The organism is Kribbella sp. CA-293567 (assembly GCF_027627575.1).
Lineage (GTDB): Bacteria > Actinomycetota > Actinomycetes > Propionibacteriales > Kribbellaceae > Kribbella.
This window is the reverse complement of the sequence record NZ_CP114065.1, coordinates 5,695,032-5,716,951: the sequence shown is the minus strand read 5'-3', so window position 1 is coordinate 5,716,951 and position 21,920 is coordinate 5,695,032. Positions and strand designations below refer to the sequence as shown.

General features: G+C 68.3%; 22 protein-coding genes. 10 read left to right on the top strand and 12 right to left on the bottom strand.

Annotation, left to right across the window (positions count from 1 at the left end; genetic code table 11):
- Window positions 1-2: 2 nt before the first annotated feature.
- The 5 genes from OX958_RS26375 to OX958_RS26355 all read left to right on the top strand — a co-directional run bounded on the left by OX958_RS26375 (window position 3) and on the right by OX958_RS26355 (window position 4,187).
- Window positions 3-215, top strand: a complete 213-nt coding sequence (locus OX958_RS26375) for an ANTAR domain-containing protein (protein ID WP_270132274.1) — start codon at window positions 3-5, stop codon at window positions 213-215.
- A gap of 98 nt (window positions 216-313) precedes the next feature.
- On the top strand, window positions 314-976 hold the full coding sequence (locus OX958_RS26370; protein ID WP_270132271.1) for a GAF and ANTAR domain-containing protein: 663 nt from the start codon (window positions 314-316) through the stop codon (window positions 974-976).
- A gap of 94 nt (window positions 977-1,070) precedes the next feature.
- Window positions 1,071-2,432: an ABC transporter substrate-binding protein gene (locus OX958_RS26365; RefSeq protein ID WP_270132270.1), complete on the top strand. Its 1,362-nt coding sequence runs from the start codon at window positions 1,071-1,073 to the stop codon at window positions 2,430-2,432.
- 1 nt (window position 2,433) lies between these two features.
- Window positions 2,434-3,339, top strand: a complete 906-nt coding sequence (locus OX958_RS26360) for a carbohydrate ABC transporter permease (protein WP_270132269.1) — start codon at window positions 2,434-2,436, stop codon at window positions 3,337-3,339.
- Entirely contained in the window at window positions 3,339-4,187 is an 849-nt protein-coding gene (locus tag OX958_RS26355; RefSeq protein ID WP_270132268.1) for a carbohydrate ABC transporter permease, read from the top strand. The genes OX958_RS26360 and OX958_RS26355 overlap by 1 nt, the downstream gene beginning before the upstream one ends.
- 4 nt (window positions 4,188-4,191) lie before the next feature.
- Here OX958_RS26355 and OX958_RS26350 read toward each other — a convergent pair whose 3' ends face one another.
- Window positions 4,192-4,893: a GAF and ANTAR domain-containing protein gene (locus OX958_RS26350; RefSeq protein WP_270132266.1), complete on the bottom strand. Its 702-nt coding sequence runs from the start codon at window positions 4,891-4,893 to the stop codon at window positions 4,192-4,194.
- Window positions 4,890-5,597: an ANTAR domain-containing protein gene (locus OX958_RS26345; protein ID WP_270132265.1), complete on the bottom strand. Its 708-nt coding sequence runs from the start codon at window positions 5,595-5,597 to the stop codon at window positions 4,890-4,892. Before OX958_RS26345 ends, OX958_RS26350 begins: the two co-directional genes overlap by 4 nt.
- A gap of 125 nt (window positions 5,598-5,722) precedes the next feature.
- On the opposite strand from OX958_RS26345, the gene OX958_RS26340 reads away from it, so the two are divergent.
- Together OX958_RS26340 and OX958_RS26335 are read left to right on the top strand one after the other, a co-directional pair.
- On the top strand, window positions 5,723-6,739 hold the full coding sequence (locus OX958_RS26340; protein ID WP_270132263.1) for a DNA topoisomerase IB: 1,017 nt from the start codon (window positions 5,723-5,725) through the stop codon (window positions 6,737-6,739).
- A gap of 56 nt (window positions 6,740-6,795) precedes the next feature.
- Window positions 6,796-7,485 (top strand): GAF and ANTAR domain-containing protein, encoded by a 690-nt coding sequence (locus OX958_RS26335; RefSeq protein WP_270132260.1) that lies wholly within the window; start codon window positions 6,796-6,798, stop codon window positions 7,483-7,485.
- A gap of 4 nt (window positions 7,486-7,489) precedes the next feature.
- Here the strand turns inward: OX958_RS26335 and OX958_RS26330 are convergent, their stop codons facing one another.
- Window positions 7,490-7,735: an ANTAR domain-containing protein gene (locus tag OX958_RS26330; RefSeq protein ID WP_270132258.1), complete on the bottom strand. Its 246-nt coding sequence runs from the start codon at window positions 7,733-7,735 to the stop codon at window positions 7,490-7,492.
- A gap of 218 nt (window positions 7,736-7,953) precedes the next feature.
- Here OX958_RS26330 and OX958_RS26325 point away from each other — a divergent pair, with 218 nt between their 5' ends.
- Together OX958_RS26325 and OX958_RS26320 are read left to right on the top strand one after the other, a co-directional pair.
- The gene (locus OX958_RS26325; RefSeq protein WP_270132256.1) at window positions 7,954-8,370 is read left to right on the top strand and encodes a CBS domain-containing protein; all 417 of its coding nucleotides are present in this window, start codon (window positions 7,954-7,956) and stop codon (window positions 8,368-8,370) included.
- A gap of 82 nt (window positions 8,371-8,452) precedes the next feature.
- Window positions 8,453-9,325 carry a manganese catalase family protein gene (locus OX958_RS26320; RefSeq protein ID WP_270132253.1) on the top strand — a complete coding sequence of 291 codons (873 nt, stop codon included), beginning with the start codon at window positions 8,453-8,455 and terminating at the stop codon, window positions 9,323-9,325.
- A 6-nt stretch (window positions 9,326-9,331) separates the two neighbouring features.
- Here OX958_RS26320 and OX958_RS26315 read toward each other — a convergent pair whose 3' ends face one another.
- Both OX958_RS26315 and OX958_RS26310 read right to left on the bottom strand, forming a co-directional pair.
- A complete protein-coding gene (locus OX958_RS26315) occupies window positions 9,332-10,957 on the bottom strand; it encodes a RecQ family ATP-dependent DNA helicase (protein ID WP_270132251.1) in 1,626 nt (541 codons plus the stop codon).
- A 23-nt stretch (window positions 10,958-10,980) separates the two neighbouring features.
- Window positions 10,981-12,033, bottom strand: coding sequence for an NAD-dependent epimerase/dehydratase family protein (locus tag OX958_RS26310; protein ID WP_270132249.1), 1,053 nt, complete (start codon window positions 12,031-12,033; stop codon window positions 10,981-10,983).
- Window positions 12,034-12,452: 419 nt separating this feature from the next.
- On the opposite strand from OX958_RS26310, the gene OX958_RS26305 reads away from it, so the two are divergent.
- Entirely contained in the window at window positions 12,453-12,734 is a 282-nt protein-coding gene (locus OX958_RS26305; RefSeq protein WP_270132248.1) for a hypothetical protein, read from the top strand.
- Window positions 12,735-12,803: 69 nt separating this feature from the next.
- Here the strand turns inward: OX958_RS26305 and OX958_RS26300 are convergent, their stop codons facing one another.
- The 7 genes from OX958_RS26300 to OX958_RS26270 all read right to left on the bottom strand — a co-directional run bounded on the left by OX958_RS26300 (window position 12,804) and on the right by OX958_RS26270 (window position 21,910).
- On the bottom strand, window positions 12,804-13,457 hold the full coding sequence (locus tag OX958_RS26300) for a fasciclin domain-containing protein (RefSeq protein ID WP_270132246.1): 654 nt from the start codon (window positions 13,455-13,457) through the stop codon (window positions 12,804-12,806).
- Between the two features lie 123 nt (window positions 13,458-13,580).
- Window positions 13,581-15,053, bottom strand: coding sequence for a cryptochrome/photolyase family protein (locus OX958_RS26295; RefSeq protein ID WP_270132245.1), 1,473 nt, complete (start codon window positions 15,051-15,053; stop codon window positions 13,581-13,583).
- Window positions 15,050-16,660 carry a cytochrome bc1 complex cytochrome b subunit gene (qcrB, locus tag OX958_RS26290; protein ID WP_270132244.1) on the bottom strand — a complete coding sequence of 537 codons (1,611 nt, stop codon included), beginning with the start codon at window positions 16,658-16,660 and terminating at the stop codon, window positions 15,050-15,052. The genes OX958_RS26295 and qcrB overlap by 4 nt, the downstream gene beginning before the upstream one ends.
- 134 nt (window positions 16,661-16,794) lie before the next feature.
- Window positions 16,795-17,667, bottom strand: coding sequence for a MerR family transcriptional regulator (locus OX958_RS26285; RefSeq protein WP_270132243.1), 873 nt, complete (start codon window positions 17,665-17,667; stop codon window positions 16,795-16,797).
- Between the two features lie 240 nt (window positions 17,668-17,907).
- On the bottom strand, window positions 17,908-18,585 hold the full coding sequence (locus OX958_RS26280) for a GOLPH3/VPS74 family protein (RefSeq protein WP_270132242.1): 678 nt from the start codon (window positions 18,583-18,585) through the stop codon (window positions 17,908-17,910).
- A 127-nt stretch (window positions 18,586-18,712) separates the two neighbouring features.
- Entirely contained in the window at window positions 18,713-20,179 is a 1,467-nt protein-coding gene (locus OX958_RS26275) for an alpha/beta hydrolase (protein WP_270132239.1), read from the bottom strand.
- A gap of 165 nt (window positions 20,180-20,344) precedes the next feature.
- Complete coding sequence (locus OX958_RS26270) at window positions 20,345-21,910, bottom strand: hypothetical protein (protein ID WP_270132238.1); 1,566 nt, start codon at window positions 21,908-21,910, stop codon at window positions 20,345-20,347.
- Window positions 21,911-21,920 lie beyond the last annotated feature (10 nt).

The window sequence follows — 21,920 nt, the reverse complement described above, 5'->3', positions numbered from 1 at the left end:
CGATGAACGATCAGCGCAGGGCCAGTGATCCCGCGACCAACCGGATCGATCTCGAGGCGACCCACACGATCGCGATGGCCCAGGGCGTACTAGCCGAGCGGTACCGGCTCAATCTCGACCAGGCGCTCGCGTTGCTGGACCAGCACGCCCTGCGATCGGGGTTGCCGATCGTGGAGGCAGCTCGACGGCTTCTCGCGGACGGAAGTCTGCCGTAGAGCCGCCGGAGGTGCAGAATGGGCTGCATTGGCCCGACGCCCGGTCCGGCCCTGCTGAGGGATCGGAGTCGATGGTGGAGCAGCGACTGATAACAGTCATGGATACGGTCGCGGAGACTCTGACCTATCCGATCGATCTGGACGAAGCGCTGGAGCAGATCACCCGCGCCGCTGCCGACACCGTCCCCGGAATCGATGCCGCCAGCATCTCGCTGACGGCCAGGAACGGCCAGATCGAAACCCTCGCGCCGACCGACCCGGTCGCTGTCGCGCTCGACGAGATCCAGTACGCGCTGCGCCAGGGCCCATGCCTGGAAGCGGCGCTGCGGGAGCCCTGGGTGCAGGCCGACGATCTGGCCAACGACCACCGCTGGCCGGTCTACGGCGCACGAGCAGCCAACGAGTTCGGGGTCCACGCTCAGTTGGCGTTCCAGTTCAGCTCGGAGACCTATGCCCGGGGCGCCCTGAACCTGTACGCGAACGAGCCGTACGGGATCGGCCAGGAGACGCACCTGATCGGGGCGATGTTCGCCCGGCTGGCCGCCGTCGCACTCGGCTGGTCACGCCACGACGAGACGCTCAGCCGCGCTCTGCACAGTCGCGAGCAGATCGGTCAGGCCGTCGGCATCATCATGGAACGCTACCGGCTCGATCCCGACCGGGCCTTCGCCTTCCTGGTCCGCACCTCGCAGGCGGCCAACACCAAGCTCCACCACGTCGCCGCCGCACTGATCAAACAGACCATCGACCACGCCGAGTAGGCCGCTTCCTCGAAAAAACCACCACCCGTGAATACAAGGCGCCGTCCGGGGTACCGACGGCGTCTTGCCGGTTCTCGTGGAGTGGAGTGGGGTCTTGAACAGACGCGTTTCGACGATGGTCCTGTGCGTGGCACTCGCCAGTGGGGTCACGTCGTGTGCGGGGGTCGCCGCCAAGGACGGTGAAGCGGCCGGCCCGGGCGGGAAGACTCCGTCGGGCAACCTGATGGTGATGGGTTTCGGCGGCGAGGACGAGGTCGCGCAGTCGCGGATCGCCGCCTTCAAGTCGGCGCACCCGGGCGTCACCGTCAAGAACAACAAGGGCGAGTTCGACGCTCAGCAGTTCCTCACCGCGGTCTCCAGCGGCAACCCGCCGGACGTGGCCTACATCGACCGCAAGCTGGTCGGCACCTACGCCGCCAAAGGCGCGGTCGTGCCGCTGGACGACTGCATCAAGGATCACGCGATCGACACCGGTCAGTACCGCGAAGCGGCGATGAACGCGCTGCGGCTGAAGGACAAGACCTACGGCATCCCCGAGTTCTACCAGGTCGTCGTCAACCTGATCGACGGCAAGGCACTGCGTTCCGCCGGTCTGACGGCCGAGGCGATCCGGACCAGTGACTGGGACCAGCTCGAGCAGACCACTGCCAAGCTGTACCGCGCCAAGGGCGGCCGCCCGGACCGGATCGGGTTCGATCCGAAGCTGCCGGACCTGTTCCCGTTGTGGGCGCTCGCCAACGGCGCCGAACTGGTGAAGCCGGGCGGCGAGCCGAACCTCAACGACGCGAAGGCGGTGGAGGCGCTGGCCTACTCGGTCAAGCTGGTCGACCAGCAGGGTGGCTGGTCGCAGTTCAAGACCTTCCGCGACACCTTCGACATCTTCGGCGCCAAGAACCAGTTCGTCCGCGATCAGCTCGGCGCGATGCCGATGGAGAACTGGTACGTGAACGTCCTGCTCGACTCCCGCAAGAACGGCCTGCAACTGGTGTCGACGCCGTTCACCGACCGGGAGGGCCGGCAGACCAGCACGGTGGGCGGGTCGGCCTGGGTGATTCCGAAGGGCGCCAAGAACCCGGACGCGGCCTGTGAGTGGGCCAAGACGATGACCAGCGCGGACACCTGGAACAAGGCAGCCGAGGCGCGGATGCGGACGGTACAGACCAAGGGCACCTTCTTCACCGGGCTGTTCACGGCCAACAAGATCGCGGACGAGCAGATCAAGGCGAAGTACCTGAAGCCGACCGGCGACGCCGGCTTCGACCAGGCGATCGAGAACTACTACGGAAGCCTGGATGCCGGTAAGGCCCTGAACGCGTCGGCAGCAGGTGCCGAGATCGACGCGGCCTGGAAGAGCGCGGTGACCAAGGTGCTGGCGAAGCAGGCGACACCGCAGGCTGCTCTCGACCAGGCCCAGAAGGAAGCGAAGGCGGCCTTCGACAAAGCCGAGCAGGGCTGACGTGCACTCTGCGCTGGCGCGGGGGGAGAGCCGAGCCGCCTGGTTCTTCATCTCCCCCTGGCTGATCGGCTTCCTGATCTTCACCGCGGGCCCGATGCTCGCGAGCCTGGTGCTCTCGTTCTCCGACTACCAGCTGATCCAGGCCCCGAACCTGGTCGGTACGGCGAACTACCAGGAACTGTTCCAGGACCCGAAGATCGCGAAGGCACTGCTCAACACCTTCGTCTATGCGCTGATCTTCGTGCCGACCGGTTCGGTGGTGGCCCTCGGCCTGGCGTTGATGCTCTACCGCGTCGGCCGGGGAGCGGGCTTCTTCCGGACCGCCTTCTACCTGCCGGTGATGACCCCGGCGGTGGCGGCCAGCGCGATGTTCCTGCTGCTGCTCAACGGTCAGCGTGGCCTGGTCAACCAGGTGCTCGGCTGGGTCGGCATCCAGGGACCGAACTGGACCACCGACCCCGCCTGGCTCAAACCGTCGATCGCGATGGTGAGTCTGTGGAGTGTCGGGGGCAGCGTGGTGATCTACCTGGCCGCGCTGAAGAACGTGCCGCGGCAGCTCTACGAAGCGGCCGAGCTCGACGGTGCCGGCCCGGTGGCCCGGTTCGTCCGGATCACCTTGCCGATGATCTCCGGCGCTTTGTTCTTCACCATCATCACGCACACGATCGCGGCGCTGCAGATGTTCGACCAGGCGTACACGATGTTCTACGGGCCGCAGCAGAAGGAGACCGCGTCGGAGGAGTCGCTGGTCTACCTGGTCTACCTGTTCCAGAACGCGTTCCAGTACTTCCGGATGGGCTACGCGTCGGCGATGGCCTGGGTGCTGTTCCTGATCATCCTGACGATCACCCTGATCCAGCTCCGGCTGGGAAAACGGTACGTGTACTACGAAAGTGAGCGCGACTGATGGCGGCGGCTCGCGGGGCCGGGCGACGGATCCTTCGCCTGCCGTTCTATCTCGGCCTGACGCTGGCCACCTTCGCCTTCTGTTACCCGCTGGTGTGGCTGGTCAGCGCGTCGCTGAAGCCGAAGGACCAGGTGTTCGACAACCGGCTGATCCCGGAGGTGTTCAGCCCGCAGAACTACGTCGAGGTCTGGAAGGCGGCGCCGGTCGTCAACTGGCTGGTCAACTCGCTCACGGTCGGCTTCATGGCGGCCGCCACGGTCACCCTGTCCAGCGCGGCGGTGGCGTTCGGCTTCGCCTACTTCCGGTTCCGGTTCCGGGGACCGTTGTTCGGCCTGGTGCTGGCGACGATGATGCTGCCGGGCGCGGTCACCATGATCCCGGTCTATCTGATCTGGAACCAGCTCGGGATGATCGACACCCAGGTACCGCTGTGGGCGCAGAACCTGTTCGGTTCGGCGTTCTACATCTTCCTGCTCCGGCAGTTCTTCCTGGGCATCCCGCGCGAACTGTTCGAGGCCGCTCGCGTGGACGGCTGCGGGTACTTCGGGCTGTTCCGCCGGATCGCGCTGCCGTTGTGCCGGCCCGCTCTGGTGATCGTGTTCGTCTTCGAGTTCCAGGCCAGCTGGTCGGACCTGATGAAACCGCTGATCTACCTGCAGACGCCGGAGTACTTCACCATGCCGCGCGGTCTGAAACAGCTGGTCGACGCCTTCGCGCTGTCGGGGGAGTACCACTGGGAGATCGCGCTGGCGGCAGCGGTGATCGCCACTGTGCCGATGATCGTCCTGTTCGCCTTCGGGCAGCGCTACATCCTGGACGGCGTCGCCACCACGGCACAGAAGGGCTGACCGGTCACCCCCGCCGCATGGCGTGCCGGATCGTCTGCTGCGCGGTGTCGGTCAGGGTGGCGCCGTCGCCCGAGGCCCGCTCGACCAGCAGCCGGTACGCCGCGGCGGGGTCGAGGCCGGTGGTCTGGGCGAGGACGCCCTTGGCCTGTTCGATCACGATCCGGCCCGCGAGGGCGGCGCGGATCCGGTCGTTCAGCTGGCTGGGGGTCAGGGCGGTGGACTGGACGATGACGATGGTGGCGATGTCGGCGAAGGCCTGGGTCAGCTGACGGGCTTCGTCGTCGATGGTCGCGGGGGCGGTGTGGAACGCGTTCAGCGCACCGATCAACCGGCCGTGCCAGCGCAACGGGACGGCGTGGACCGCATGGAACCCCGCAGCCACGATGGCCGGGCCGACCAGTTCCCACCGGCCGGTGAGGTCGGCGTCCGTCAGTGCGGAGATCGGTTCACCGTCGCGGGCGGCATCGACACACGGTCCGTCATCCTGCTGCAACTGGTACAGCTCGAGCTCGGTGGCCAGGTGCGAGGAAGCACTCAGCAGCTCCAGCCGGCCGCCGTCGTCGTGGACCAGGAGCCCGACGGCGCCGGCTCCGGTGAACTTCGCGCAGTCGTCGAGCAGCGTGGCCAGGGTATGAGCGACGTCGTCCTGCTGGACCATCGCCGCGGCCGCGGCGACGAAGGCCTGGGATGCGCTGGCGGCGGTCATGAGGTCTCGCTTTCGGCATCGTCGGAGAAGTGCAGGCGCCGGCTGGTGATCCGCTCGGCCACCTCGCTCAGGGTGAGGTTGTGGGTGAAGGCGTGGGCTCGCAGCAGTGCCATCGCATCGTCCGGGCCGACCCGTAGCTGAGCCACCACCATGCCGGTCGCCTGGTGGATCTGGGAGCGGGCGGCCCAGGGACCGATCAGCAGCTCGGACTCGTCGGGTGGGTCCTTGATCACCGCGGCCGCGATCGCGTTCACCAGGAACTGCGCCTGATCGAGGTCTGGCAGGTCGGCATCGCCCTGATGGACGGTCAGGACGCCGATCACCCCGTCCTCGCGGGGCCGCATCGGGACGGCGTACAGGACGGAGGCGCCCGGAATCTGGCGGGCCGCGTCGGCGAACATCGGCCAGGAGTTCTGCTCGGAGCGGAGGTCGGCGACCACGATCTGCCCGGTCCGGTACGCCGTCGGGCCGGGGCCCTCGCCGAGCACGTCCTGCAGGTCCTCCAGCCGGGCGGCGACGTCGTCGGTCGTGCACAGCGTGATCCGGTCAGGCAGGGTGTAGCTCAGCGTGAGGGCGGCTCCGTCACCGCCCAGGATGCCCAGGTAGGCCAGGCACAGCCGGGTCTCCAACGGGACGTCGGTGGCCTTGTCGGCGATCAGCCGTGCCATCCGGACCAGCAAGGTGGTCTTGTCCACCTCGTCCATCGCGACCATCCCGTCTGGAGTTCGTGAGCGCCGGTGAACGCTGCGTGGTCCCATCCACCGTCGCACAAGATCTTCGGCCCGTCCAAGCCGCCCCTCCGGGTGCATCGGGGTGGGTACCGGGACGTGTGCGAATTCGACGCAGCCATCCGGACCGGCCGGGTTTCGCCCGCCGGCGTCGCGGCCGTGGCTTCAGCTATCTCGACACCGACGGCGCGAAGATCGAGGACATCGACGTCCTGGAACGGATCCGGACGCTGGCCATCCCGCCCGCCTGGACCGACGTCTGGATCTGCCCCTATCCGAACGGCCACATCCAGGCGATCGGCACCGACCAGGCCGGCCGGCGGCAGTACCTGTACCACGACGACTGGCGGACGGCCCAGGACGCCGACAAGCACGACCGGGTCCGGCAACTGGCCCGCAAGCTGCCGGCCTTCCGGGAGGCGGTGGACGCCGATCTGTGCTCCAGCGGTCTCGATCGCCGCCGGGTGCTGGCGGTCGCGCTGCGAATGCTCGACTACGGCGTCTTCCGGACCGGCAACACGACCTACGCCGAGGAGTACGGCAGCCGCGGCGCCGCGACCCTGCTGCGCGACGACGTCCGGGTCAGCAAGGGCAAGCTGGTCTTCGACTTCGTGGCCAAGGGTGGTCAGCAGCGGAAGATCGAACTCGAGGACGACCGGCTGGTGGCCGCGGTGCGCTCGCTGAAGCGCGGCAAGCACGGGAGCGACCGGCTGCTGGTCTACCGCGACGGCAACGGCTACCACGAGATCGACGCCGCGATGGTGAACGAGCGGTTCCACGAACTGGTCGGCGACGACTACACGGTCAAGGACCTGCGCACCTGGACCGCCACCGTGCACGCGGCGGTGGAGCTGGCCGAGGCGGACCCGCCGACCACGAAGAAGGCGCTCGACGCGGCGGTGAAGGAGATGCTCGAGGAGGTGTCGTCCCATCTGGGCAACACCCCGGCGGTGGCGCGCGCGTCGTACGTGGATCCGCGGGTGGTCGAGCAGTACAAGCACGGCCGCACCATCGCCGACACGGTCGCCGAGGTCGGTTCCGATCTCGACGACGAGGAGACGCGCGTCGTGCTGGAACGGTCGGTCAACCAGGTTCTCGACCAGGACGCCCGCAAGTAGCAGCGGCAGGGAAGTCGTACCGCCGGCGGCTTGAGACGGGCAGAAGGGGGTACACGATGGGAATGGATGAAGACGGACTGGACGAGGTTGCCCGGCAGTTGGCGAAGTCGCTGACTCCCGGAGACCTGGACCATACGCTGAGTCGCATCACGACGGCCGCCGTCGAGGTGCTGCCCGAGGTCGTCTATGCCAGCATCACGGTCAAACACAGTGATGGTTCGCTGGAGACGGTCGCCCCGACCGACGACGTCCTGTGGGGTGTGGACGCCGCGCAGTACGACCTGCAAGAGGGGCCGTGCTACGAGGCCGCCGTGGACACGGCACACGTGGTGGCGTCCGATCTCGCCACCGACGCAAGATTCCCCCGGTACGCCGCGACCGCGGTGGCGGTGGGGATCCGTGCGCAGGCCGGCATCCGGCTCTTCGACGCGCCGAAGTCGCAGGGCGCGCTGAACCTCTACTCCACCCGGATCGGGGCGTTCGGGGATCTCGGCTCGCTCGGGGTGCTGTTCCGGCACCAGTCGGCGATGGCGATCGCCTACGCACAGGAGATCCACAACCTGCAGGAGGCGCTGCGCACCCGGCGGACGATCGGTCAGGCGATCGGCATCGTGATGGAGCGCTACAGCCTGACCGACCAGCGCGCTTTCGCCTTCCTGACCAGGCTGTCCCAGCACGGCAACGTGAAACTCAACCGGCTGGCCGAGCAACTCGTCACCGATACCGACTCCAAGGCCGGCGGCTGAGTTCTCAGTCCGGCAGCTGGGCCGTGGCAGGGAACTGCCGGAGCAGCTGCTCGAGGTGCCGCAGGACTTCCTCGCGGCAGGCGGTCGGCCGGCCCAGACAGATGCCGTGCACGAGGCCCTCGGCAACCTCCCAGCTCGCGGCGCCACAATCGGTGGCCCACTGCTCGAGCTGCTCGATCGCCGCCTCTGGCGGGACGCCGTACCAGTCCATCAAGATGCCAACGGCTTGCTGCAGCACTGCTGATTCCATCGTCCGACTGTCCTCGCGTGATGCCCGGCGAACCGGCACCGCACGGCTGAGGGGCTGAGTGCGCAACCCCGCCGCGGTGGCTCATCAGAGCGCCTCCCTGTACCCCTCCCTGCCGCTGGCCATGCGCGGCCCGAATGTCCGGTCAACGGCGTTTCGAGGCGATCTGCCGGGGAACCGCGTCCCCATCTGGCAGTAAGAGGTGAAGGGAGCAGGGTGCGATGACAACAGCACGAGAGCTGATGACGGCCGGCGCGGAGTGTGTCGGCGAGAACGAGACGCTGGCGGACGCGGCCCGCAAGATGCGGGACCTGGACGTCGGCGCCCTGCCGATCTGCGGTGAGGACAACCGGCTGAAGGGCGTGCTGACCGACCGCGACATCGTGGTGCGCTGCGTCGCGGACGGTGGTGATCCGTCCACCGCTCTGGCCGGCCAGTTCGGGCAGGGCAAACCGGTCACGATCGGTGCCGACGACAGCATCGAGGAAGCGCTGGCCACGATGACCGAGCACCAGTTGCGGCGGCTGCCGGTGATCGACGGCCACGACCTGGTCGGCATGCTCGCGCAGGCCGACATCGCCCGCGCGATGCCCGAGCAGGCCACCGGTGACACGGTCCAGGACATTTCCCGGCCCTGACCGTCCGATAGCAGCCATGACGTGAGTGTGGGTGCCCCGGTGGTGGGTACTGCGGGCCACCCACCCGTTAAGGAGACGACTGATGTTCCGTCACACCAAGCGACTGCAGTTCGAAGCCAAGCCGGAGAAGCCGGACGCCCTGTACGCGCGGAAACTGCAGGAGTTGATCGGCGGCGCGTACGGCGAGATGACCGTGACCATGCAGTACCTGTTCCAGGGCTGGAACTGCCGGGTCGAGGGGAAGTACAAGGATCTGATCATGGACACCGCGACCGAGGAGATCGGTCACGTGGAGATGCTGGCCACGATGGTGGCGCGGCTGCTGGAGGGGGCGCCGTCGACGGTGACCGCGGAAGCGGTGAAGGATCCGGTGATGGCGGCGGTGCTGGGCGGGATGGATCCGCAGCAGGCGATCGTGGCCGGTGGTGGCGCGCTGGCGGCCAACAGCCAGGGCGTGCCGTGGAACGGCAACTATATCGTTGCTAGCGGCAACTTACTGGCGGACTTCCGGGCGAACGCGGCGGCCGAGGCGCAGGGCCGGTTGCAGACCGCGCGGTTGTACAACATGACCGACGATCCCGGGGTGAAGGCGATGCTGCAGTTCAACCTGGCCCGGGACACCGTGCATCAGAAGCAGTGGCTGAAGGCGATCGAGGAACTGGAGGCCGACGGGCTGGGCGGCCCGATCGCTCCGGAGGCCCTGCTCGACGAGGAGAACCAGGACCACAACCACACCATCTGGCGGCTCTCGGACGGCACGGACGGGCCCAAGGGTGGCTGGACCAAGGGCGACGGTGCGCTGGAGTACCTCACCGATCCCGAGCCGCTCGGCGGTCCGGGCAGCGCCCCCGCGCCGGACCCGGCCTTGTACGGCACCTACGCGCCCCTCGCGGACCTGAAGGGCACGATGAAGACCAAGGCTCAGGCTGCCGTCAAGAACGCCACCAACCAGTAGGTCCGATCAGTTCGGTGCCGTCACCGGCTCCAGCAGTTCGTTGGTGGCAACGGCATCGAGGGACAGGGTGCGGTATCCGAATTCGTCGAAGAGCACGACCATCCGGTCGTCTTCCGCTCGCAGTACCGAGCCTTCGCCGAAGTCGTGATGCCGCACCCTCTCGTTCAGCCCGTACTGCGAACTGCGGGTGGTCGCCGGCTCGGGCAGGCCGGCAGCGCAGGTGTCGCAGTTGCCGCACGGTTCGGCCAGGTCGTCCCCGAAGTAGGACAGCAGGAACTGGCGCCGGCAGCCGCGCGTCTCGGCGTACTCCCTCATCATGTCGAGGCGCGACTGGGTGACCCGGCAAGCGACCTCGGCGACCGCGACGGCGTCTGCCGCCGCGGTCGCCGATTCGCCGACGGGGCGCAGGCGGTTGCGTCGGTCGAACCGGACGGCCTGGGCCTGTTCCAGCAAGGCGCAGCAACGGCCGACAAGGGTTCGTGACAGTTCGAGCCGATCGGCGAGACGGCTTCGCAGTACGGGCTTCTCGGCGGTCCGGACGGCCGCCAGTACGTCGGCCACCGTGCTCTCGTCCGGCGGCGTCGGCGCCAGGAATCGGCGGAGACCCAGATCGCCGGGACCGTGCACCAGGATGGCCTTGGCCGGTTGACCGTCACGTCCGGCCCGGCCGATCTCCTGGTAGTAGGAATCGAGCGAGTCGGCCAGCGAGGCGTGCACGACGAACCTGATGTCGGGTTTGTCGATCCCCATCCCGAAGGCGGTGGTGGCGACGACGACCTCCAGTTCGCCGGCCAGGAAGGCCTCGTGGGTGGCCGATCGCTCGGTCTTCTTCAGGCCCGCGTGGTACGGCGCCGCGTTGCGACCACGCTCGGTCAGCGCGGCGGCGTACTCCTCGGTCTCCCGGCGGGTGGCGGTGTAGACGATTCCTGCGCCGGGTTCGCCGGCCGCCTGCTCGAGGACGAGTTCGCGGCGGCGCTCGGCGTCCGCGGAGGAGAGAACCTCGAGGGACAGGTTCGGCCGGTCGAAGCCGGCCACGACCTGCAGGGGGTCGCGCAACCGCAACGTGGCGGCGATCTCCTCGCGAACCGGTCGCGACGCGGTCGCGGTGAGGGCCAGCACGGGCGGCCGGCCGAGCGCTTCGGCAGCGTCGCCGAGGCGGAGGTAGTCGGGCCGGAAGTCGTGTCCCCAGGAGGCCACGCAGTGCGCCTCGTCGACGACGAACAACGCGGGCTTGGTCTCGGCCAGCCGGTCGAGGACGTCGGTCTTCGCCAGTTGTTCGGGCGCCAGGAACAGGTAGCGCAGCTCGCCGGTGGCCAGCGCTTCGTAGATCTCCGCCCGCTCGGTCGCGCCGATCGTGCTGTTCAGTTCACGGGCGGTCAGGGAACCGTCGCCGGCGTCGAGCAGGCCGACGACCTGATCGTGCTGGAGGGAGATCAGCGGGCTAACGATCACGGCCGGTCCGTCCAGCAGCAGGGCCGGAACCTGGAAGATCGCGGACTTCCCCGCGCCGGTCGGCATCACCACCAAGGCATCCCGGCCGGCCATCACCGCCGACATGGCTTCCAGTTGTGGGGGCCGAAGCTCTGCCCAGCCGAAGCGTTCCCGAGCGATGGTTTTCAGCAGTTCCCGCACTCCTGCTTCCTTTCGCGCGCTCATCAGGTGTGGCGGCGCCGGCTGACCGGCCCACGACGAAGCAGATCGGCCAGTTGCCGGGCCACCGTGCGCGGACGGAGTACCGGAGTCCTGCCGGACGCGGCGGTGCGAAGGCCGTCGATGATCTCGCGGAGCACCTCGGGCCCGTCGTGGCGCGGTTGCCAGCCGAGCTCGCGCTCGGCCCGGGTCGTGTCGAGCAGTGGCACCGAGTAGGCCAGGTCGAGCCAACCGGGATCGACCGGCTGCAAGCGCGCGTGCCAGGCCGCAGCCGCCGCGGCCCGTACGACGGGAGCCGGGACGTGCACGTGATGGGCACGCAGGGCTGCTGCTATGTCGTCGGCAGTAATCGGTTTCGGGGTGGCGAGGTTGTACGCGCCGCCGGCTCCACGCTCGAGTGCGCGCGCGATGGCGTCGGCCACGTCGTCCGCATGCACGACCGGTACGGCCAGGGCGTGGTCCAGCGGAACCAGCATCACCAGGTCCAGGGCTCTCGCCGGCACGATCGCGGGCAAGGCATAGCGAAGGAGCGCGCTGCCCGCGGAGCGCTGGCCGATGATTCCGGGCCGCATCCGGGTGACGATCGGTGAGTCGCCGGACCGTTCCTCCAACTCGTCCAGGAGCCGCTCGGCCGCTGCTTTGTGCTGGCTGTAGGGAGAGCTGGGTATACCAGTGGCCGGCCATGACTCGTCGACCGGGGCGTTGGCGGTCTTCTTGGCATAGGTGCCGATCGACGACAGGTGCACCAGGTGCGGTACGCCGGCCGCGGTGACGGCCTCGATCACGTGCCGGGTCCCGTCGACCCCGACCCGTTCCAGGTAGCCGAGGTCGTGGGAGGGCTGGAACGCCCACGCCGCGTGCACGACCGCGTCGGCACCCTCGAAGATCTCGCGGAGGACGGAGACGGCGTCCGGGCGGGTCAGATCGGCGGTGTGCCAGGCAGCGCCTCCGGTGCTGGGACGGCGCCGCGACACCCCGACCACCGAGTGCTCGTCGCCGAGTCGGCGGATGAGCGCCGTACCGACGTTTCCGGTTGCTCCTGTGATGACGATTCGCATGCTTCGCAGTACCCACATCGGGGCACTGCGACCCTATGGGATCGCAGCCGCTGTTACCTGTCGAAGCGTTCTTCGCAGTGCTGGCCAAGCTCAGGCACAGCCGTGCAGTGCACCCCGGTGGAACAGCTTTCGCCGCGCGGCTCACCATCACCGACCCGGCTGCACTATTGCCGGTCGGGACTCACGAAGTCGTGGCCAGGTTGACCAAAGGAGCCGGTACGCCGGGAACGCTGCCGGACGTGCTCGGGATAGCGCTCCGGGTTCAGGCACCTGAGTCGCCGGACTACTGGGACTTCTTGTTCTCCAGTTCGGGCCACGGGCGCTGGACACGGTGGCTGCCTGTTCCCGCTCTCCGCTGGGGAGCTGCCCGTTACACAACGCTTGCTCCCTATGAGACCGGGAATTCTCCGACCTGGTTGATGCTCACCCCCACGGATGGCGCGGACGCACCGGCCACGGCGGACCTGCCCGGAGAACCGGGGGAGTGGGTCTTCGACCTGAGTGCTACCGGACGGCGGACGGCCTGGCACCGGGTCGGCCGGCTCTACCTGTCGACCGATCCGATCGCCACCGATGGACTCGTCTACGACCCGATCCTCAATCATCCCGCCGGAGCCGTGCCCGGCCCGGCGTGGCTGAGGAAGGTGCGAGAAGCGGCGTACCGCGGGAGTCGCGCAGGTCGTGGCAGCGCGAAACCCTGACGCTTCAACCCTGACGCCCCGGCCGGCTGGATGCCGACCGAGGCGTCAGGAGCCTGGTGAGGCGCGAGCTCAGATGTCGAGCGGGCGCAGTACGAGGAGCACGCCGTGCGCGATCTGGCGATTGCCGCGGTTGATGTCCAGCGCCCAGGGGTTCAGCCACGGGTCGGCGTCCGTACGATCCGCGTCGATCAGCCGAACCAGCCGGTAGCGCTTGCTCAGCACGTCGACGGTCAGGCTGCCGCCGGGCAGCGCGGTGGTCAGCTTGGCGCCGTCGGACTTGAGTGCGGTCTTGCTGTCGATCGTCGCGCCGGGCACGACGTGGTAGAGCAGGACGGCCTCGATCGTGTCCACGCCGAGCAGCTTGGCCAGGGCCGTGAACAGCTCCTGCTCGGAGCGGTACCAGTGGCCGGTCAGGTCGGCGGCCAGCGAGCGGAAGGCGCGATCGCTGGGCAGGAAGGCGGTCAGGGCAGCCTTGCCGTCGGCAAGGACCGCGACCGGGCTGTTCGGCTTGGCGGCGAGCACCGCTCCGACGGCCTGGGTGAGGACGTCGTAGTCGTTCCAGTTCCGGTCGAACTTGTCGCCGTCCGCGGCCAGGACCGTGGCCAGGCTGCGGGTGCCGAGCTTGCCGGTCGCGTTGGCAGGTACGGCGGCACCGAGGGTGGCTGCGACCGTCAGGGTCAGGGCTGCGGCTGCTGTGGCAAGCCGGCGGGTACCAGTGCGCATGGGACTTCCTTCCATTGCTGCGATGCGGCCGCTGAGGCCACTTACACAGGTAGTTCCGTCCCGTGGCCGCTGCCGGATGCACCTTCGCCCGAAGTATTTTCCCCGGACTTTCGATGCGGTAGGTCAGGGTGCGGCGGACGACCGGGCGCGTTCCTGGCGGACCAGGTCGTCGAGATCGGCGAGGCGGTTCCGGGAGGCGAGCGCCCGGGCGATCCGCTGGTTTCCCTGCAGACGTTCGGCATTGCGGTCGAGGAACCACCAGTAGCCGGCGGTGAACGGGCACGCGTCGTCGCCGACCCGCTTCTTGGGATCGAAGCGGCAGTCGCCGCAGAAGTCGCTCATCTTGTCGATGTAGGCGCCACCGGCGGCGTACGGCTTGGTGGCCAGCAGGCCGCCGTCGGCGTGCTGGGACATGCCGACGACGTTGGCGACCATCACCCAGTCGTAACCGTCGACGAAGGACCGATGGAACCAGTCGGTGAGCTGATCGGGGCGCCAACCGCGTTGCAGCGCGTAGTTTCCGAGCACCATCAGCCGGGGGATGTGATGGACCCAGCCGTGCTCGCGGACGCCTCTCAGCACCTCCGACAGACAGCGGGCCTGGACTTCGCCGTCGCGATCGAGGTCGGTGAACCACTGCGGCACCGGCTCCTCCGCGTGCAGGGCGTTGCGATGCCGGTAGTCGGCTCCGAAGTGCCAGTACAGGTGCCAGATGTAGTCGCGCCACCCGATGATCTGCCGGATGAACCCTTCGGCCGACTGCAGCGGTACGTCGCCCGCGCGGTACGCCTGCTCGGCACGCTCGGCCACCTCCAGCGGGTCGAGCAGGCCCAGGTTCAGCGGGGCGGACAACAGCGAGTGGGACATCCAGTCGTCGCCGCTCAGCATCGCGTCCTCGTGCGGCCCGAAGCTGGGCAGCCGGTGCTCCACGAAATCGTCCAGCGCCCGCACCGCCTCGCCACGAGTGACGGCGAACCGGCGAGGACCGTCCACGCCGGCGAACGACGCCGTACCGTCGCGCTCCCACCGGTCCAGGTCGGCCCGGACCTCGTCGTCGATCTCGTCCTCGGTCGGCCACCAGGGCTCGCTCGCGCCGAGCGTGGGCTGCTTGGGCGGCGGCAGGCGGTTGTCGGCGTCGAAGTTCCACCGGCCACCGGCGGGATTGCGGCCGTCCATCAGCAGCTCGAGGCGGCTGCGCGCTTCGCGGTAGAAGTCCTCCATCAGCAGGCGCTTCGAGCCTCGCCGCCCGGCCCACTCCTCGAACTCGTCCCGGCTGCTGGTGAATCCCCGAGCAGGCAGCACTTGCACGTCGGGCAGACCACGCACCAGCCGGTCGGCCGCGTACGTCGTCGGCTGACAGACCGACAATGGTTCGGAAGGCAGCGCATCGCGGTACGTCGCTGCCTTGCGGTAGTCGATCTGGTCGCCGAGCTCCGCGGCGCGGTGCCGCATCGCCGACAGCACCAGGTGCGCCTTCTGGCGGTGGAACCGGCGCCGCGCGAAGACCCGGCTGGACTCGATCATCAGCACCGGCTGGTCCGCCGCGTCGAGAAAGTGCGGGCCGAGCTGATCCCCGAAGATCCAGCGGCGGGTCACGAACTCAGGCTCCGATCGTCGTCCTTGTGCTCGCTGCTCTCGAGCTCGGGAGCGGACGGTTTCTGCACGGTGTCCGCGAAGTAGAACCGCGACAGCCTGGTGCGGACGGCTTCCCGGAGCCGGTGAGGTGCCGGGATGCCGCGGGCGTCGGTGTCGACCCTGGTGTCGACGGCTTGCTGCCGGTCGTGCGCGGTCAGCGTGTACGCCTGGTAGGTGGAGATCGGCTCGTGCTTCTCGTAGTACCGGCCGTCGGGGGAGCGGACGATGATGCCCGACTCGCGGCCGTGCAGGACGCGCTCGAGGTCCGCGCGCTGCAGGGAGATCGCGATCCGCCGGGTGATCCAGAAGGCGATCAGCGGCCCGAGGAAGATCAGTACCCGGCAGACCCAGGTGATCGCGTTGATCGAGAGATCGAAGTGCGTCGCGATCAGGTCGTTGCCGCTGTTCAGCCACAGGATCCCGTAGAAGACGATGATCGCGACGCCGATCCCGGTCCGGGTCGGCTGGTTGCGGGGCCGGTCCAGCAGGTGGTGCTCGCGCTTGTCGCCGGTGACGAACTGTTCGAGGAACGGGTAGAGCGCGACGAACCCGATGAACAGCGGTGGCATCAGCAAGGCCGGTACGACGACGTTCCAGCTCAGCGTGACGCCCCAGAACTCCGACTCGACCCCTGGCATCAACCGGACCGCTCCGTCGAGCCAGGCCATGTACCAGTCGGGCTGGGAGCCGGCCGTCACCTCGGCCGGGTTGTAGGGGCCGTACAGCCAGACCGGGTTGATCTGCAGGAGTGCGCCCATCATCGCGAGCACACCGAACACGACGAAGAAGAAGCCACCGGCCTTGGCCGCGTAGACGGGCAGCAACGGATAGCCGACGACGTTCTTCTCGGTCCGGCCGGGCCCGGGGAACTGGGTGTGCTTGTGGTAGACGACCAGGAACAGGTGGGCGGCGATCAACGCGAGCAGGATGCCCGGGATCAGCAGTACGTGGACGGTGTAGAACCGGGAGACGAACTCGTCTCCGGGGAACTCGCCGCCGAAGATGAAGAACGACAGGTAGGTGCCGACCACCGGTGACGCCAGCACCAGTCCTTCGGTGATCCGCAGTCCGGTGCCGGACAGCAGGTCGTCGGGCAGGCCGTAGCCGATGAAACCCTCCACGATGCCGAGGAACAGCATCACGATGCCGATCAGCCAGTTCAGCTCGCGCGGTTTGCGGAACGCGCCGGTGAAGAAGATCCGCAGCAGGTGCACGCTCATCGCCGCGACGAACAGGACCGCCGCCCAGTGGTGGATCTGCCGCATCAGCAGACCGCCCCGGATGTCGAAGGAGATCCGCAACGTCGACTCGTAGGCCTCGGACATGTGCAGGCCCTTGAGCAGGCTGTAGGAGCCCTGGTACTCCACCTCGGCCATCGACGGCCGGAACCACAGGGTCAGGAACACCCCGGTGAGGATCAGGATGACGAAGCTGTAGAGCGCGATCTCGCCGAGCATGAAGGACCAGTGGTCGGGGAAGACCTTGCGCAGGTTCTTCTTGCCGATCTTGGCGATCCCGAGCCGGTCGTCGACCCAGCGGGCCGCGCTGGGCAGTTCCTGTTGAGCCATCCGCCACCTCGATCATCGAGACACCGACCGGTCCTGCTGACCGGGTCGTCAGCCGATGAAACTTATGCACAATTCATGCACTTCACGCCGTATCTGTAAAGAATCAGGCGGGCTTGCATAAGTTTGAGGCTCGGTCAGGCGGGGAGGGCGAGTGCGATCGCCGCGCTCTGGAGATCGGTCAGCGGGGCGGCCGACGGTGGCCAGCCGGGACCGGCCGGCAGGGTCGCGACACCCGTGGCCGCCACCAGGTTGCGGAGCCGGAGCTGCCCCGGCCGGCGAACGCTGGCCCACAGCACGACGGCGTACGGCGTACCGCGGGCGATCGCCTGCAGAACGGCCGGCTCGGTCATGTCCGGATCGAGCAGCACCACCGGTTGACCTCGCTCCAGCAGCACCGCTCTGAGGATCGTCATCGGCATCGTGTGCCGGTCCTGCGGGCAGTGCACCAGAAAGGTCGGCGCCGGCCCGTCCGCGCGCAGCCGCCGACTCTGCAGATAGCGCTCGACCGCGCCCTCCACGGCACGGGCCAGGATCAGTTCGAGATCGGTGCAGTCCTGCTGCTGCTCGTAGCGCGAGCCCAGCATCCTGAACGCGGGCGCGATCACTTCGGTCCACGCGCGGGCCGCGCCGTACGCCGTCAGGCAGTCGTCCAGCAGATCGGCCAGCTCGCCCAGCGCCAGCGACTCGGCGACGTCGAGAAGTCGCTGCCCGGCCAGGCTCTGCCCGTCGGCCAGGTCCTCCACGGACTCCGGCCGGGTGCTCAGCCGGGCCGCGTCCGCGGCGGAGATGCCGGCCGCGATCAACCGCTGCATCCGGCGGAACCGGTCGACGTCGGCCACCGTGTACCGCCGATGCTGACCGGCCGTCCGGCTCGACGGGGACAGCCCGTACCTGGCTTCCCAGCTGCGCAGGGTCATGGCCGGAATCCCGAGCAGCGCCGAGACCCGCCCCACCGGCAGAACCGCGGCCGCCGGGGCATCGTCGATCAGTGCACCGTCGGACGCCATGGGCCAACCATGGCACGGCTTGCGCCGATCAGCGGCAAGTGAACAACTTCGCCGTCCGGCCGAAGCCTCTGCCGCGGCGCGACGATCCGGTGACCGGGCCCGAGGCCGGGCGGTCACGCGCGCTGGGTTGTTCAACGCGCGTGACCTGGCAGCCCGGCTGTCCGCGCGGATTCGTGGCCACGTGGGCAGCCGGTTCCCCATCGCGCCGCAAGCCAACCACCGCAAGCGGTGAAGCGGAGCTCAGCTCGTCCGCGGAATCACAGTCACGGCCGCGACGGCGTTGTTGACGATCATGGCCGTCATGGTGCGCGTCACTGCCTCGGCGGCCGCTCCGGCACCCCAGTTGCCCTGCTCGAGCTCCTTGGCGCGGGCGATCACCGCGGAGTTCCAGGGAATCTCGCTGTGGAACTGGGGAAGCGTGCCACTGCCCGAGATCAGCGCTGCCAGCGCGGCCACCCGGGCGGTGGGATCCACGCCGTCCACCAGTGCTTCCCGTACTGCGGCCAGCAGCTCGGCCCGCCGCCCGTTCGAGCCCTCCGACAGTGCTTTCGTGGTGAACACGAACAGCGTCTTGCGCTCACGCTGCTCGATGTCACCCCGGTCGACCAGCCGCTGCAGGAGTGGTTCCCGCAACGCCGGGCCGACCGCCGCCAGGACGGTCTGGACCCGGCGAGGCTTCTCGGCGATGTAGTCCCACGCCGACCTCAGGGTGGGGTCGATGGGGACGTGGTCCTTGACCGTCTCCAGCTTGCCGCCCGACGGGGAAAACGTCACGCTCTCCTGCAGGGCGAGATCCGCGAGCACCGCTCCGCCGAGGGTGTAGAACAACGTGTTCTCACCCGCGATCGTGCCGGAGCGCGGCTGGAAGAGCAACAGCAGCAGATCCTCGGCCAGGGTCGGCTCGTCCTGATAGGTCATCGTCTTCCTCGAAGGTCGGTGGGGTGGTGCTCAACGGCAGCTGGACTGACGATCGGTGGCCGGCCACCGTACCGCGTAGTTGCCTACAGCAAGCTACTGCGACCGCGTGCCGGTGCGTTGCGTTCCGTCACCGCGGTTCGGCGTCCGCCGAGCAGTGGTAGTCGTGCGCCGGCCGTTCACCGGTCAGCAGGAACGTCGTCACCGCGTGCTTCGCGCACTGGTTCTTGCTCATCGGGTAGACGCCGTGACCGCCCTGGTCGGCGGTGACCATCGTGGCCCGCGCACCGAGTGCCTTCCGCATGTTCAGGGCGCCGGCCAGCGGGGTGGCCGGGTCGCGCAGGTTCTGCACCATCAGCACGTTCGCCGGACCACGGTCGGTGATGCGGACCGCGGGCTCGGTCGGCTCCGGCCAGAACGCGCAGGGCGTGATGTTGGCGCCCGCCGCGCCGAACAGCGGGTACCGGATCCGGTCCACCGCGACGTTGCGCTGGTAGCTCTTGACCGACTTCGGCCAGGCCGCGTCGTTGCAGATCATGTAATAGCGGGCCGAGATCAGGTTCTCGATGTTGTCCACCGAACCAGGCAGCGGCTTCGGCGACTGGTTCGCGTCCAGCGAGCGCCAGAGGTCGGCCAGGATCGGCAGCTGGGCCGAACCGTAGAGAAAGCCGAAGTTGATCAGCCGGAAGGCAGCGCCGTCGAACGGTCCCTCGGGTGTCTGAACCGGCTTGCGGTCCAGCCGGCCGGCGAGTTCGAAGTACTTCGCCCGCACCTGGGACGCAGTGCGGCCCAGGCCGTACTCCCGGTGGTTGGCCGCGACGTACTTCGCGAAGTCGGGGAACCGGTCCTCCACACCCCGCGACCAGAGCCGGTCGCTGGCGTAGTCCCAGCCGCCCGCGCCGAGGTTGCTGTCGAGCACGATCCGGTCGCTGCGCTGCGGGAACAAGGTGGTGTAGACAGCGCCGAGGTGGGTGCCCCAGGAGGCGCCCGCGAACGAGATCTTCTCCTCTCCCAGCGCGATCCGGATCCGGTCCATGTCCCGGGCGGTGTTCGCCGGGCTCACGTGCGGAAGCATCCAGGCGGTCTTCGAGGTCGCGCACTGCTGGGCGATCTGCCGCGCCTCGCCGGCTCGCTTGGTCACGTCGGCGGCGTTGAGCGCGTACGGCGGAATGTTGCCCGAAGCTTGTTGCGCCGTCGTGAGGTCACACGTCACCGGCGTACTGCGGCCCATGCCCCGGGGATCCATCCCGATCACGTCGTAACTGTCGCGGACACTCTGCGGCAGCCCCAGCGTGACGAGCATGGCCGGGTAGCTCTGGCCGGGAGCCGGGCCACCGGGGTTCGTCAGCAGCACTCCCCGCCGCTGCTCCGGCTTCTTGCTCGCCAGCCGCGACACCGCGATCTCGATCGTCCGGCCCTCGGGGGCCCGGTAGTCCAGCGGCACCTTCAGCGTGCCGCACTGCATCTCGGCCGGCATCGGCACCGTGGAGATGCCGGCCGGACACTTCTCCCACTTGATCCCGCTCGATGCCGGCGCAGGCGCGGCCGCTGAACCGGCCTGCGACACCCCAGGCACCAGAGCGGTACCTATCGACACGGCGACGACGGTCAAAGGAACTGTTAGACGCTTCATACTTCCCTCCGGACGGTGCTGTTGACCTCACCCACCCTTCGCGAATCACCCGCCCGGTACATCGACCGCCCGCTCATCCCACGTCAACCGAAAGTACCGACCGGGTCGTCCATCGGTTGACGCCGCGGCTCACTCACCGGCTCGAGCCCCTTGGTTGCCGCCGGCCTCCTTCGCGGCCGCTTCGGCGGTCTCGGCCCGGCGGCGAACGCCGGTCATCTGGTTGGTGTGCTTGAAGAACAGGCCGGCGTCGAAAGTCTGGGCCGGCCTGATCGACAGCCTGCCCATCAGCTCCGTGGCGATCAGATGGATCGTCGTGTCGTACAGCGCGTTCAGGGCCGAGTCCGGCACGTTGAGGAGGACTCCGGCGCTGTTGTCCTTGAACTGCTCGAAGATCCGGTCCTGTACGCCGCCCGCCCATTCCTGCCAGATACCGTCCATGGTGCTGATCCGCTGATCGCCACTGACCGTGCCGAGTTCCTCCTCGGCCCGCGCCAGCCGCTCCTGCTGGAACGTGTCGGCCACCTCGACGACACTGCGTTTCAGCAGGTCCCAGGCCTTGCTGAGGACCTTCGTCGCCGCTCCCGCGCCGACCTGGTCGAGCCCGATACCGGTGGCCAGGATGCTCGCGCGGATCGGCACCTCGGAGTAGTTCAGGATCTCCTTGACCTGCTGGACGTACTTCGTCGCCAGCATCGCGGCCACCGCGGTCCGGTTGCCGTCGAGCTGACCGCACACCTCGGCGTAGACCTTCTCCTTGTCCTGCTGCATCTCCTTGACGCGCGCCTTGGCCTGCCGGTGATAGGAGGCCGTGATCGCGGCGTTGGTCAGGAAGTCGACACCGGTGCGGGCGATCCCCAGGGAGATGTCGGCCGCGACACCGGCGGTTCCGCTGGCGTAGCCGGCGCCCTCACCGGCGGCCGAAGCCACCGCTTCGGCGTTGCTGTAGATCCTGTTCATCGTCTCGAGGTCGCTCTCGAGCTTCTGGTGTTCCTTGTCCGGGGACAACTTCGCCAGCGCCTTGTAGATCTCGAAGTGGAAGGCCTTGGAGCACAGGTCGCCGATCTGCTCCAGCTCGACCTGGCGGCGTTGCTGCCGGTAGGTGGTCTGCTCCTTGGCCACCAGGTACTTCGTGGCGACCCGCTGGTCGGGAAGCGCGTCGGGATCCTTGCCGTCGGAGTAGGTGATGATCAGGTCCGCGACCACGGCCAGCGCCTGGCTCTCGGTCTCGAACTGCTGGAGGATCCGGCCCGCCTGCATCTCCGCCTCGTAGAGCGCCTTCTTGCCGGTCTCCGTGTAGCGCATCACTTCGAGCGTCCGGCAGTCCCTGATCATGGCGACAAGTTCGTCGACCTGCCGTACCTCGATCCGGCCCTCGACCAGCTGGGCGTCGATCGCTTGCCGCATCGACCGGAAGCTCAGTTCCGGATCTCCCTGCCGCAGCAGTGCCGCGGCCTTGCCGCCGGCCGCCACCTCGAGTTGCTTGAGGTCCGCGCCGGCTTTGGCGCTCTGGATGCTCTGGACGGCCAGGTGCGTGAAGGCTCGGCGGAGTGTCTTGTCGTAGCGCAGATCGAGGTCGGCGAGGCTGGAGAGGAAGCCGCCTTCGTGCTTCTTGAGCCGGGCCACCGCCTGGCCCTTGCGTTCTTCCTTCGAGGCCTTCTTGCCCTCGGCGCCGGTGTCGGTGTCGGTCTGGGTCATCGGGATCTGT

Excerpts from the sequence above, each read along its gene's own strand:
- OX958_RS26330 (WP_270132258.1), bottom strand. The coding sequence starts at position 7,735 with ATGGAATCAGCAGTGCTGCAGCAAGCCGTTGGCATCTTGATGGACTGG.
- OX958_RS26325 (WP_270132256.1), top strand. The coding sequence starts at position 7,954 with ATGACAACAGCACGAGAGCTGATGACGGCCGGCGCGGAGTGTGTCGGC.
- OX958_RS26285 (WP_270132243.1), bottom strand. The coding sequence starts at position 17,667 with ATGGCGTCCGACGGTGCACTGATCGACGATGCCCCGGCGGCCGCGGTT.
- OX958_RS26345 (WP_270132265.1), bottom strand. The coding sequence starts at position 5,597 with ATGGACGAGGTGGACAAGACCACCTTGCTGGTCCGGATGGCACGGCTG.
- OX958_RS26350 (WP_270132266.1), bottom strand. The coding sequence starts at position 4,893 with ATGACCGCCGCCAGCGCATCCCAGGCCTTCGTCGCCGCGGCCGCGGCG.
- OX958_RS26280 (WP_270132242.1), bottom strand. The coding sequence starts at position 18,585 with ATGACCTATCAGGACGAGCCGACCCTGGCCGAGGATCTGCTGCTGTTG.
- OX958_RS26320 (WP_270132253.1), top strand. The coding sequence starts at position 8,453 with ATGTTCCGTCACACCAAGCGACTGCAGTTCGAAGCCAAGCCGGAGAAG.
- OX958_RS26370 (WP_270132271.1), top strand. The coding sequence starts at position 314 with ATGGATACGGTCGCGGAGACTCTGACCTATCCGATCGATCTGGACGAA.
- OX958_RS26300 (WP_270132246.1), bottom strand. The coding sequence starts at position 13,457 with ATGCGCACTGGTACCCGCCGGCTTGCCACAGCAGCCGCAGCCCTGACC.
- OX958_RS26270 (WP_270132238.1), bottom strand. The coding sequence starts at position 21,910 with ATGACCCAGACCGACACCGACACCGGCGCCGAGGGCAAGAAGGCCTCG.
- OX958_RS26305 (WP_270132248.1), top strand. The coding sequence starts at position 12,453 with ATGCTCACCCCCACGGATGGCGCGGACGCACCGGCCACGGCGGACCTG.
- OX958_RS26310 (WP_270132249.1), bottom strand. The coding sequence starts at position 12,033 with ATGCGAATCGTCATCACAGGAGCAACCGGAAACGTCGGTACGGCGCTC.
- OX958_RS26335 (WP_270132260.1), top strand. The coding sequence starts at position 6,796 with ATGGGAATGGATGAAGACGGACTGGACGAGGTTGCCCGGCAGTTGGCG.
- qcrB (WP_270132244.1), bottom strand. The coding sequence starts at position 16,660 with ATGGCTCAACAGGAACTGCCCAGCGCGGCCCGCTGGGTCGACGACCGG.
- OX958_RS26375 (WP_270132274.1), top strand. The coding sequence starts at position 3 with ATGAACGATCAGCGCAGGGCCAGTGATCCCGCGACCAACCGGATCGAT.
- OX958_RS26355 (WP_270132268.1), top strand. The coding sequence starts at position 3,339 with ATGGCGGCGGCTCGCGGGGCCGGGCGACGGATCCTTCGCCTGCCGTTC.